This is a genomic window from Paraburkholderia sp. RL18-085-BIA-A, from assembly GCF_046027075.1.
GTDB lineage: Bacteria > Pseudomonadota > Gammaproteobacteria > Burkholderiales > Burkholderiaceae > Paraburkholderia.
Window position 1 is genome coordinate 1 of sequence record NZ_JARESU010000192.1, and the last position, 12,256, is coordinate 12,256.

Consider the following 12,256-nt stretch of genomic DNA (forward strand, 5'->3'; position numbering starts at 1 on the left):
GGGGTTCAAGAAAACAATGAAGGCGATGCGACTGGCGGGCGCGTGAACATTTGTTGGCCTTATAGGCAAGCAAACAATAGCCATTTAGAGAGCGTTAGAGCCCTCCAGCGGTTCACCATCGGCGAACTGAGCCATACACGAATTGCCAAACGCTCTGGTTGATGCCCGAGCTGCGTGTATTGAGATTATTTCGGCGTTTCCACACAGCCTGGACCGTCGCGCGCCATTCGAATCGGGCCGACGGGATAAGCTTAGGGGGCGGCGAGAATCGGTCCCCAGGCGATTCCGTGCAATTGCAAGCGCTCCTTTTGCGGGACGCTCAGCCGAGCAATACCGAGCCACCCTTCTCGACGTACGCCTGAAGCAAATGATGGGCAATGGCGAACGGCTTGGGCGTCGACAGCCCGTCCGCATGCGTTCCCGCGAGCATCGCCGCAACCTCCTGGCGTGAGAACCAGCGGGCGTCTTCTAGTTCGTCGGTATCGACGACGATGTCGGTATCGCTCGCGTGCGCAAAGCAGCCGATCATCAGCGATGAAGGAAACGGCCACGGCTGCGACGCGAAGTAGACAACCTGTGCACACTTCACGCGAGCCTCCTCCATCACTTCGCGACGCACGGCGTCTTCCGCGGTCTCGCCCGGTTCAACGAAACCAGCAAGCGCCGAGTACATTCCAGGGGCGAAATGGTGCTGGCGTCCGAGCAGACACCGTTCGCCGTCTATCACCAGCATGATCACGACTGGATCCACCCGCGGGAAATGGCGTGCGCCGCAAACATCGCAGATGCGTTGCCAGCCGGCCGTCGTGACGCGGCTTGCGGAGCCGCAGTTTGCGCAGAAGGAGTGGCGCCGATGCCAGTCGAGCATCGACTTCGCCTCGGCCAGTATTCCGAGCGCTCCCGCAGCGACGAGGTCTTGCAGCGCGAGCGAGCGAAGGTCGATGCGGTCATAGCCGGTGCCTGGCGATGGGTCCTCTGGCGCAAGGTTGAGCGCGAAGCCGAGCGCGAAGCGTACGCTGCCGTCGGTGTCTTCCCCGAGGAAGACGCTATGAAGCGGCTGGCCGAAGGCAGCGGTCTCGCTGGCGACGAACCACGGGTCATACTCGCTGCCTCGTTTGAGCAAGGGGACGTCGCCGTCGAAGACGAGAAAGCGCGCGGCCGGGTCGCTGCGTAGATGCTCGAAGAAGGCGTGGTCGTCCCGTTTGTCGGAGCGGCGGTCGAGCGGGTTGAAGTTAAAGCCAATGGACGCGGAAAGGGCGGTCATCACGGTCGTTGACATATGAGCGAGAGGTTCCGCAAGTATGGCACGGGGTTCAGTCCGGTCGCTCGCCGGGGTTCAGTCGGCGTCGACACGAAGGACGCCAGCCGGCCATAAGCCGTCAGTGGCGGACTTCCTCATGTGGTCATTCGAGCGGCCGGTGGACGCCGAAAGCAGCCCGTGGTTTCACGATGAGCAAGATCTTTGCTGCAAGCCGGTTGGCCAGCGCCGAACCCACGCATAGGCTCATCTTGGCGATGTGTAGCTCGGTCACTCCAGGCCGCAGTGCACCGCGAAGTGCGTCAGCACGGCGGGCCCGAATGCATTGCTGATTGCGACATCGGCGGCGTCGCGACCGTACGCCATTAAAACGCGCCCCATGCGCGGCGCGTTGTTTCGCGGATCGAAGGTCTCCCAGCCACCACCCACATAGGCTTCGAACCACCCCGCGAAATCCATCGGCGCTGTTACGGGTGGCAAGCCCACATCGCTGATATAGCCGGTGCAGTAGCGCGCCGGTATATTCATCGCGCGGCATAGCGTCACGCCCAGATGCGCGAAATCACGGCAGACGCCTTTGCGTTCGTGATACACATCCCACGCGGTTTTGGTCGGCCGCGCATGCCCGTAGTCGAATCCGATGTGTCGGTGCACGAAGTCGCAGATTGCCAGCACAGTCTGGCGTCCCGGCGTGCACTGGCCGAAAGTCTGCCACGCGGTATCGACCAGCAGATCGGTTTCGCAATAGCGGCTGCCGAGCAGGAAAGTCAGCGTATCGTCGGGTAACTGCTCCACTGGATGACCCCGGCCGTCACCGGGCCGCGTTTCCATTTCACTTGACACATTGAGCAGCGCTGTCGTGCGCAATCCCAGACGCCCGACAGGCGCGACGATCCGGCTGCACAGGTTGCCGAATAAATCGCGATACTGGCTGATCGGCACTGGCGGATCTGTAACCAGCAGATCCGCCACGACAATATCCTTTGCATGGGAAAAGTGCGTGTTCAGCATCAGTATCATTGGCGTGGGCTGCGAGCACTCGTACGACAGTTCGTATCCGACGCGAAGCTTCATGGATCCTCCGAGATTCGGCTTATTCGTGGAGAGCGCTGGGCTGCATTCGGAGCGACGCCGCCCGAGGCAGCGAAAAGAATGATCCTACGATGCAGGGCTTCACGCTCCAACAAAAAGAACTATCTGCGTGTGCCTTGTCTGCGACGACCAAGAACGACACTGGCGCACCGACAGCGAAGGTGCGTTCTTTCAAAACCAGACAACCCAGCGCTCTTCGTCACGCAATTCAAAAAACACAACCTGGTTCGGACGAATTGGTTACACAGGCGCGCTTTGCGCGTGGGCTTTTCGTCCGCTCCGATCTCACTGCTTCAATCTTCCGGTAGCCGTTCGAACCCGACGCGCCGTGCGGCGACATGCCGTTCTCACGCTGCTGCATTAACGTCCCGCTCGCGGGCTGGGTGCTGGCGGCCTCTCCGGCACGCCCCATGCTCTGTCCACCCGCCCCGATCGCGTTTTCTGCGCGCCTTCTGCCGCGGCCTTCGCACTGCTGGGGCTGGTTTGCTCTGAAGCACAGGTGCCAGCGGCCAGGAGTAGAGAGCCTATTACCGCCGCTATCCGCGTCATCATCATCCGCAGTTCGGGTAGCGCTTTGGGCGCTTCTCCGTGCATAGGAGAGCAGCACGGGACATACCCGCTCCGACGGCGTCGCCCATGAAACGACAATGAGACTGAACCCGGTCATGAAGCGTCATCCGCGAGCAACTTCGCTCAGACATTCAGGCGTCGGCTCCACTCGGGAACCGGCCATTCAATTCGCAATATTGAAGCGTTGCTTGTCGGCCAGTCCGATCATTCGAGCCTATTTGGCCAATTTTGAATGACCGGTCTCAGAAAAATCGAACAGGCGCTAACGCCCCCTTAGCCGCCAGTGCAAGCAAGAGCGCGAATGCCAATGGCATCTTGATTGCGCAGGTCAATCGCGCTCCGACGTGCAGCCGGACTGCTACGAAATTCGCCAGGCGGCGCTCAGGTGTTGATCCAGACGCGCGCCTGCTCCAGTTCGTTGACGTGGAACGCCTTGACTTCGGCCTTCGTAAAGAACCGCGCCAGATGTATCGAGGCACGGATCCAGCCCGCATCGGCCACCACGGCGGCGCGCGTGACCTTGCGGGCCACGGAAACGCCGAGCGTCAGATCGGTCCACAGCGCCTTCGGCTCGATGCCGGTGAAATGCTCGATGCGTTCGAGCACGCGGGTCTTGCCGTTCAGTTCGAGATCACCACGCATGCGCTCAATGGCTTCGCGCAGATCGTGGTCGGTGATTTTGCCTTCGACGGAAATTTCGATGAGAGGGGAATCGGGCTCGGTGTGATATAGGATCATGGCAAGACCGCCTGACTAGGAAGACGTTACACGCTCAGGCGCGGCGCGGGTGAGCCTGGCGTTCGATAATTTTTTCACGATACCCCTTTTCACACGGCTCGGTTAGCCAGGTTTAACGCCGTTTAGAGTACGCTGACGGCCTCGCTCCGTTACCATCTTCCCGCCCGTGCGACACGTGTCGCTGCATGGCCAGCCGTTCGGTTGGAGTAAGAGCAGGGACGTGCGGCGCCTCGCGGCCAGGAACGGACTGCCCGCGTTCGATAGCGAATGTCTCCAATCTGATATGAAGCGGGCGTCAATATTCGAGTTTCACAAAGGCCTCGATGCTCGCCAGAAGACACACGACTACAGCGCCCCAGCGCAGCGCGCACTGGCGCGGTAACGCACCGCACCAGTGCGGCGAGTTAGTCGTTTGAAGCGGCGATGTCGACCACCAGCTTGCCTCTTGCTGCGCCTACCCGGATAGTGCGGTAGGCATCGCACATGTTGTTCAGCGTGAAGCGCCGCCCGTCCAGCACGGGTACAAGTTGTCCACATTCAACCAATCGCCTCGCCTGATCGAGGATCTCGCGATGATGCTTGCGTCCGTCGCCGGACAGTAGTGGCGGCAAGATGAATACGCCAGAATAGGTTGCCTCCTTGAAGGAAAGCGGCGCCAGCGCATGGGTTCCCCAACCCAGGCAGCTGACCACATGGCCGAATCGTCGGACGGCCTCGAAGGATGCATCGAGGGCGGCACCACCGACGGTGTCATAGACGCGGTCGAAACCGCGCCCTCCGGTCAGCCGCAGCACATAGTCCGCAACTGCTTCGGTCCGTTCAATGAAGGTTGCGCCCAGGCGCTCGATGACAGCGCGGCTATGCGCAGATCCGGTCGCGAAAACCTCTGCGCCGAAGGCGCGTGCGAGTTGGAGAGCGACATGGCCGACGCCACCGGCCCCGCCCTGGATCAGAACGGTTTCGCCCGCACGAACGGCCATGCGGTCAACCACGCCTTGCCACGCGGTGATGACCACGGAGGGCAGCGCGGCCGCCTCCTGCATCGAAAGGTTCTCCGGTTTCAGCGCCAGAAGATCCGCGTCGACCCAGCATATTCCGCGAGCGTGCCCTGTAGTCCGCCGACGCCCCCGGCCATGCTGTAGACCTCGTCGCCGGGCCGGAATTCGGTCACTGCGGAGCCCACCGCTTCGACGGTGCCGGCAAGGTCAATGCCGAGAATGGCCGACAGCGGATGGCGTGCGTGCTCCGCCGCGCCGGCATGGATCTTCGTATCGAGTGGATTGACGCTGCTAGCCGCAATGCGCACCAGCACCTCGCCGGGTCCGGGTGTCGGCATTGGCAAGTCGGTGATTCGGAACGGCGTGCCATACGTCTCTAGGATTGCGGCTTTCATTGTCTTGCTCATGATGCTCTCTCCAGGAAGTTGCTAGTGATTGTTGCGCATTCTGCTGTGCATGGATATAAACATGATTTAACAACTTCCATGCAGTTTTGTAGGGGTGCCGAATGGACTGGAGTGACCTCAGGATTTTTCTCGCTATCGCCCGCACGGGGACGCTTGGCGCAGCCGCACGCAGCCTGCGCCAGTCCCAGCCGACCATGGGAAGGCGGCTGCGAGTACTGGAGACAGCTGTGGGTCACGTGCTGTTCCAGCGAACCGCCGATGGTTTCGTCCTGACGGACGAGGGCAACGCGGTTCTTCAACACGCCGAGCGGATGGAAGAGGAGGTACTCGCTTTTCAACGCCGCCTTGCCGGCTCCGATGTGCAGCTCGAAGGCATGCTGCGGCTCTCGTCTTCAGACTGGTTCGGCACCTACATGCTGGCACCGGTTCTGGCAGAGTTCACCGAGCGCCATCCGAAGGTCTGCGTTGAACTGCTCAGCGATGCGCGCTTGTATAGTCTGCCGCGACGTGAAGCTGACGTAGCGTTCCGGATCAAGGCATTCGAAGAGCCAGAGGTCATCTCACGGCGGCTGGTACATATCTCCTACGCGCTCTATGCGCCGGCCGGAGCCGCGATCTCCTTGACAGGCGGCGGTGCAGGGATGCGACTGATCACAATGGACACAGCGTTCGCCGAGATGCCCGACGCGCTATGGCTAAGCCGAGTCCTTCCCGAAGCCCAGGTTGTGATGCGCAGCAACAGCCGCCTGGTTCAAGCGGAGTTTTGCCGCCAGGGCAGCGGACTCGCCGTATTGCCCAGGCCACTGGGCGACCGCATCCCGGGCATTGTGCCAATCGATATTGACGAGGCGCCGCCAGGGCGGGATACCTATGTTGGGTATCATCGCGACCTGCGTCGGCTGTCGCGCTTGCGGACGCTGCTCGACATGGTCATCGAGCGCCTCGCGACCTGACGGAAAGCGCCGTTTGGGCGCGAAGCGCTTCAAAGACTCGTTCACGAGCAATTGATGTCGCGCGGCAAAGGGTGATGACCGCTCGGAGCGGCAAACCGGCCATTGCAACGTGACGCGGCGAATGACAGGAGAGGGTCGCCTTCAGCCTTTCAAGGATGTTGCGGACGGGGCATCCGTATCCTATCCGCTCAGGCCATTGCGACTTCGAATGCTCGCGCGTCGAGGGTGATACCTACGAGTGAACGCGCGCGTGTCTCGGCACGATCGAGGAAAGCGACGAACTGGTCGTCGTTACGGCGGTTGATCCTTTCGCCTCCGACCGACTGCAGCTGGGCATCGCACTTACTCAGGATGATGTCCAGGTCGCGTTTGTTGTCCATCACCCAGAAATTCCAGCGGCCGGCGAAGTGCCACCAAGTTTTGGCCTGTTCCAATTCCGCCCACGTGGCGGAGAAATCGAGAATTGAGCCGTGATTGCTAAAGAACGCGCAGCGCACGCCTGTTTCGTCAGCGCTCGCGGCCACGATCTGACGGCCGCTGGAGAGTGACTCTGGAGCGGACCAGGAGGAGGCCCGGGCCGGAAAACCGACATTGCCAGTCACGCGAGCGCGCGACTATGAGACGCAAACGGCGCCAACTCGATCGCGCGCTCATGCTGACCGGAGCGAGTGCGGATGTGATCGGCCAGTTGGTCGGAAAAGCGAAGACGGCCGCTCTAAAACACGGTTACGGCTTTGTCGATGACAGCGTCATCGACGCCGTACTTGAAGCTGTCGATCGGAAGATGGTACGCAAACACGCCAGACCCGTGTGTGCCTGTTCTCGCCATTGGTCACGATGACTGTCTTGTCTTCGCCATTTTCCGTTGAATGATGAGCATCAACGGAAGGCAGCAACGATAGGGCCGCCTTTTGGGCGGCCTGATCGTCTACCTGGAGAGCGCACAGTACGGTTCGAATGCCCCTCGCAACTCAGGAGACATCCCGTCAGGTCGACGAGTTGCCTTCAACGGTCGTCGCCATCGCGACCCGCAGACGCCGGCCGAGGCGGGCTTACGGTTATGGCGGCACCAGTAAGTACCCAAGCCCGCTGGCTGGGCGCGAACCGCGGTGCCAGGAAGCCGTCATTGATTTCGCGCGTCACGGCAAAGCGACGGAACGAAGTCGCCGGTAAGAACAGACGGGAATTGTCCGGGAACCCATCGCTGGCAGTATCCACGTCTCCCTCGCGTGCCGATATTACGCCGTCGCCATTGGTATCGACCCGTTTGACTTCGGCCACATAGGCGTCGTACAAGCGCTGCGGGAGTGGCGTGCCCTGCTCGAACGATGCCACTCGCACATAGGTGTCCAGGTAGATTTCGTGGGCCAGCCCGCTCGGGATGAAGCGCTGGCGGTATTCCCGCTGGTTATCGGCCTCCGCGTCGAATCGGTCGGGGTCGCGCGGACCTGCACCACCCAGCGGAGCCGCATTGTTCGGATCGTCACCATAGTCGATCGGACTGTTCTTCACGCCTGCCGGTCCAGAGCCGGGAATCAGTGACGAGAGCGCGCCAACTTTGCCGGCTTCAAAGGTACTGGGGATACCGCCGGTAAAAGGCAACTCGTAGAGTGGATGGATCCAGTTGGTCGTGTAGTTGAATTCCCAGTAGCCGTGACAATCAGACTGCTGCATGCAGTTAAGCGCCCCCATGCTTAGCTGGATCGGCACGATATTGGTCTGGCGGTCGGGGAAGTGGTCGGAAGCGTCGGGCAAATGCGGTTCCCTGCCATCCATTGTGAATAGCCGGCCCGGCAGGTTGTTGTGTTTGCCCATCGCCTGCAAGGCGGCCGCGTCCGCAGCTGTCATTGTGCCGAACTGCGCGTGCCCGTCGGGTCGGGGTCGTGCGACATCCGGCACGTGTAAATCGTGGATCATCCAGCCCTCGTACCAGCCGCTTTCGTTGTTAATCACAAACAGATCTGACAGGTCGGTAAATACATCGATGAAGGCGCGAACATTGTTGGGATCAGTGGGCAGCCCAGGCTTCGGTTCGACCACCAGGCGCACCGCACCGATGGTTGGCAAGCCGCAGTCGGCGCCAGTTGCCGTCAGCATCGCCTGGTCGTTGATGCCCGGGAATCGTGCCGTGAACGGATTGGGTTCAAATCCTGTTGTGGACAGCAGGTAATACTGGAACAGCTGGCTCGGTTTGTCGGCCTCGGCAAAGGCCTGAATGGGCAGATAGGAATGGGGCCGCTCGGCCATCCTTTCGAGGAGATCCTGCAGCGAATCCGGCAGGTGCGCGATGTCGCCGCGCTGACGCACCAGCGCGCCGTCAGCGGCAGCGTTCGGATTCGGATGGCAAGGTGGCGGCGGCTGTTCCGCGCATGCCTGGCCTGCGGCCAACGCGGCGATGAAGGCGGCAGCGGACAGGCTGGCAGCACGAGAAACCAGTGGTCTGAAGCTGCGGGGCTCGAATAGCGATTTCATGACTCCTCCTGAGGTTGACCCGCTTCGACGGACAGATCTGCAGTTAGGTAATGATGTGTGGCTTAACCTCCATTGAAAGTTGAGTCGCGGGGTGTCAATGGTCGGGCAGCGGGTCGCCTGTCACAGAGCATGACGCTGCCTCGCGGTGGCCAACCCGCGATGCGACGTAGCTGGGTGAAATCGGCAATTCGGATGCCGTGAGACACGTGTCGAGTAAACGAGTTGGAGGATGAGATATTCCGGGCGCGGGTAGAGAATGCAGCGGCAGTCATGGCTGTCGGAGTCCATTGTGCGCTCGTGGAAAGCTTTTCGAGGTCGGCAACCAGCAGTAACAGTGCCCGCTGCCGCTCGGAGTTCGTCGCCGCGACCTGTATGGGAACCATGCGTCGCGCGGATTGCGTCGCGACGGGCGACCGGAGATTCACAAGTTGGCGATAAGACCGCGTCGTGATCGCATCCGGATTGTTCAGCTACGCATGGGTGGGTTTCATGACAGAGCAAGTTTATGAAGCAAGCGCGTATGACGCGCTCCGCGTACTTGCCACAACATCCGGCTGTATTCGCGCACGACCTTAAGGAAAGCTGAAGAAGTCGCCGTTCGTCGTCGCAGCAGCAAAGTTGCGTCAAGTTGCAGGCGTAACGGCGTCGCCATAGTTTGATCGCGCCACGTCGCCCTCGGCCGGAAGGCCGATTGCTTCCAATGGCGGCTTTGCGCGCGCCGTGAGATCCGGACCTGCTTGCCGCGCGATTCATTTTTGGCCCACCGGTAGAGCGGACGCTCGACATGGGTTGTTAGGGCGGCGCGCCCTGACGTTGGTTTTGAAGACGGCGCGTTTTTTGCAGCGCAGGTGCGCATATCTGAGCAAGCGCTGAAATCGTCGGCTGTCCTGCCGCGCGCCGAGCGCGATGCCTTTTTTGAGCGACTCTCGACGTAGTACGTCGAGTCTGCGATAACTTTGGCTATGGGGTCGGCGCGGTATGAAGATTCCGTAACGGGCCTGCCGTCCTCGTGGAAAATGTTGAGCGGGCTCAGGGATCACAATCGTGCTTACGTTCCTCCCACACCGATCGAACGGGAGCTGGGTATGTTGGATCGCATATTGTCCCCACGGCGATCCCGACCAAAGTAGGATGCTTCGCGGGGCGGGCTGTGGTTGGTTGTGTCGCGCTAAGGGTGCAGGAGTAAAATCCAGGCGGACATTTTCCCGAAGTGAAGCTGATCCTTTGCGTGCGGTGGTATGTGGCTTACCCGCTGAGCATGCGCCACCTGGAGGAGATGATGGCCGAACACGTCAAGGTACGCGGCCAGTGGAAGTACTTGTATCGCGCAGTGGCGTTTGTGCCTGCGAAAGGCGGACAAGGCCGGTAACACGGTCGATTTCCTGTTGCGGGCGCATCGCGACAAGGCTGCCGCGCGCCGCTACTTCGAGAAGACCATCGATCGCAACGGCGCGCCTGAGACCGTGACCATGGATAAAAGCGGGGCCAATCTGGCCGCCCTCCAGGCCATCAACGCTGGGCGGGAAACGCCTATCAGGGTCCAGCAGGTCAAGTATTTGCACAACATCGTCGAGCAGGACCATCGGACGATCAAACGCCGAAGCAGGCCCATGATGGGCTTCACGGATTTCCGGTGTGCCCGCACTATCCTTTCAGGGATTGAGACGATGCATATGATCAGGAAAGGCCAGATGAAGGACAGTGGCGTTACCTGAACCGCCGCCGATCATTTGTATGCGGTCATTCATCGACGCCTCTCAGAGTCAGTTCCGAGGGCGCGTGAGCTGTGACAGCGACAATGATCAACGGAGATTGGCAGGCATCCATATCGGACGAACGATAACGGCCATGCGTTCAGATGGCGTCATCGCGCCGCAAACTTCCGCTACCGAGATTCACAGAGAGCTACAGGAGCGGTTGGACCAATTTTTTTAGGCGTTCCCCAACTGGATCGGGGCCAGGACTTCTGCGATGGTTATTTTCGCTGTTGACATGTCCAAGGGGATTGTCTGGACACACGTCGACATGTGTTGGAGATCGTTAATTCTGCTAGCGCGGCTTTTCCACCGGAACACGAACTCACTGCCCGGAACGACTGACTAAGCGCAGCACGACATCGTGCTTACCGACATCCACACAAGGAATGTTGAAGGCCGCCGAAGTAACACCTAAAGTGCCATACCCTATGGCGTTTTTGATCAGCGTACTGAGATGGGTACCGTCCGAGGATCGAAAAAGTGACCTTCGGCAATTAGGCTTGCTGCCGCTTCTGGCCCACGTACCTATCGCGCTGCTCGGCAGCCACATTAGCCGAATTAGAAGACACGCTGAACGCGCTAGCAAAATTTAACGGACATCCTGCTGCGCGCCCGTTGCTGAAACGCAACGGAAGGCGGAACCGCGACCCACCCGCCGCCTTATCGGGCATGGCCTACGGCCATTCCTTCGCTAGCAAACTTAATGAACACGGCCAGCAGAATTAACGAACATCAACATCAACATCAACATCAACAACAACAACGGCTAGCGGCGTTTGTGAACACCAACACGTGTAGCGCACAAAGTCACGCAGACTGTCCGAGGTAGTGATAGTCCCGTCAAAATCGAAGGCGGCAACGATCTGGTCGCGCTGCATTGGTCGGTCAGCGACCATCAGCGCCGCATCCAGCCGAGATTGATCGGCCGCGCGAGGAGTTTGCGATACACCACGATCGCCCATCGCGTCACGGCGCTGTCGGCGAGATGCCAGAGCGGCGCGATCAGCACGTACGCCACGCAGGCCACCGCGGCAGCGCCGAACATGTCCAGCGGGAAGTGAACACCGAGAAAGACCCGTGCCCAGGCGACCGAGACGCCGCCCAGCAGCGTGAATCCACCGATCCAGTGCGCGCCTCCCAGCAGCAATGTCAGCGCGACGCCGGCAAACACGGTTGCATGGTCGCTCGGAAACGAAGAGTCTGGCGTGTGCGGCAGAAAAGCATGGCCGAGACCGATCATGAACGGGCGCGGATGCTGCCACACGAGGCCGATCAGTTGATTCGCGCCGACGCCGAGCATTGCGACGAGGCACGCCCTGATGGCCAGACTCCGCTGCGCTTCGTTACCCCACAGCCACATAGCTGCCAGCAGGAATGGAATCAGATAGATCACGTAATCGGCGATCAGCACCGCGATGCCGACTAGCCACACCGGTGTCGCCGGCGTGCCGTTGATCAGAAGAAAAAGCGCCTGGTTGAATGCTTCGAGTGTGTTCATCGCAGTAAGGAATGCTGACCATATCCGGAAATCTGTCCGCGCCGGTCTGTGCCCCGTGTGCGCGGCATACGCGTGCTCTGGCCGTGGCGCGGGCAGGCAATGAGCCGATGGTATCGTGACAAAGCCGTTTATAGGAATGAGGTTAGTACCACAGTTCCATGGCGTCTGTTGCCGCTCGTGAGCCCCCGTTGCCTCGTTTCGCGGAAGGTCCGGTTGACCGTATTTACATGTAGCTCCAGGAAATCAGCAAGCATTCGTTGTGGTGGAAGTCTGCCCCCGGCTTGAACCGAACCCGCCCGGATGGCCAGTTCGATGGCATCGGCCAAAGCCAGGTACGCGGGGCCGGCCCATGGGGCGAGCTGAAAAATGGATTTGTTCATGCTGGTCTTCCAGGAATAACGACTCACTATCGTTTCATGCCCGCGGACATAACGGATTTTCTCGACGATCGCCATGCTGGTCGGCGGGCGGCCGTCCGTAGGGACAGCGACCCGCCGTGACTGGCTACTTCGG

8 protein-coding genes and 3 pseudogenes are annotated in these 12,256 nt (G+C 60.4%); 2 read left to right on the forward strand and 9 right to left on the reverse strand.

Annotation, left to right across the window (positions count from 1 at the left end; all coding sequences use genetic code 11):
* Window positions 1-319: 319 nt before the first annotated feature.
* From nudC to P0D89_RS47340, 4 genes and pseudogenes are all read right to left on the reverse strand, one after another.
* Window positions 320-1,264: an NAD(+) diphosphatase gene (gene nudC, locus P0D89_RS47325; RefSeq protein WP_408378937.1), complete on the reverse strand. Its 945-nt coding sequence runs from the start codon at window positions 1,262-1,264 to the stop codon at window positions 320-322.
* 264 nt (window positions 1,265-1,528) lie between these two features.
* A complete protein-coding gene (locus P0D89_RS47330) occupies window positions 1,529-2,332 on the reverse strand; it encodes a transglutaminase-like domain-containing protein (RefSeq protein WP_408369167.1) in 804 nt (267 codons plus the stop codon).
* A gap of 969 nt (window positions 2,333-3,301) precedes the next feature.
* Window positions 3,302-3,658: a SpoIIAA family protein gene (locus P0D89_RS47335; protein WP_408369169.1), complete on the reverse strand. Its 357-nt coding sequence runs from the start codon at window positions 3,656-3,658 to the stop codon at window positions 3,302-3,304.
* A gap of 404 nt (window positions 3,659-4,062) precedes the next feature.
* A pseudogene (locus tag P0D89_RS47340) lies at window positions 4,063-5,063 on the reverse strand (zinc-dependent alcohol dehydrogenase family protein).
* A 101-nt stretch (window positions 5,064-5,164) separates the two neighbouring features.
* On the opposite strand from P0D89_RS47340, the gene P0D89_RS47345 reads away from it, so the two are divergent.
* Window positions 5,165-6,016: a LysR family transcriptional regulator gene (locus tag P0D89_RS47345; protein WP_408369171.1), complete on the forward strand. Its 852-nt coding sequence runs from the start codon at window positions 5,165-5,167 to the stop codon at window positions 6,014-6,016.
* Window positions 6,017-6,204: 188 nt separating this feature from the next.
* Here P0D89_RS47345 and P0D89_RS47350 read toward each other — a convergent pair whose 3' ends face one another.
* Both P0D89_RS47350 and P0D89_RS47355 read right to left on the reverse strand, forming a co-directional pair.
* Complete coding sequence (locus P0D89_RS47350) at window positions 6,205-6,618, reverse strand: hypothetical protein (RefSeq protein WP_408369173.1); 414 nt, start codon at window positions 6,616-6,618, stop codon at window positions 6,205-6,207.
* Between the two features lie 403 nt (window positions 6,619-7,021).
* Window positions 7,022-8,488, reverse strand: a complete 1,467-nt coding sequence (locus tag P0D89_RS47355; RefSeq protein ID WP_408369175.1) for a hypothetical protein — start codon at window positions 8,486-8,488, stop codon at window positions 7,022-7,024.
* Window positions 8,489-9,698: 1,210 nt separating this feature from the next.
* Between P0D89_RS47355 and P0D89_RS47360 the strand changes: the two are divergent.
* Window positions 9,699-10,203 (forward strand): annotated as a pseudogene (locus P0D89_RS47360) (IS6 family transposase).
* Window positions 10,204-11,042: 839 nt separating this feature from the next.
* Here P0D89_RS47360 and P0D89_RS47365 read toward each other — a convergent pair.
* The 3 genes and pseudogenes from P0D89_RS47365 to P0D89_RS47375 form a co-directional block, all read right to left on the reverse strand.
* Window positions 11,043-11,123 (reverse strand): annotated as a pseudogene (locus tag P0D89_RS47365) (HAD-IB family hydrolase); the annotation flags it as partial.
* 17 nt (window positions 11,124-11,140) lie between these two features.
* On the reverse strand, window positions 11,141-11,743 hold the full coding sequence (locus P0D89_RS47370; RefSeq protein ID WP_408369177.1) for a phosphatase PAP2 family protein: 603 nt from the start codon (window positions 11,741-11,743) through the stop codon (window positions 11,141-11,143).
* Window positions 11,744-11,871: 128 nt separating this feature from the next.
* A partial coding sequence (locus P0D89_RS47375) for a GntR family transcriptional regulator (RefSeq protein ID WP_408369179.1) occupies window positions 11,872-12,256 on the reverse strand: 385 nt, incomplete at its 5' end.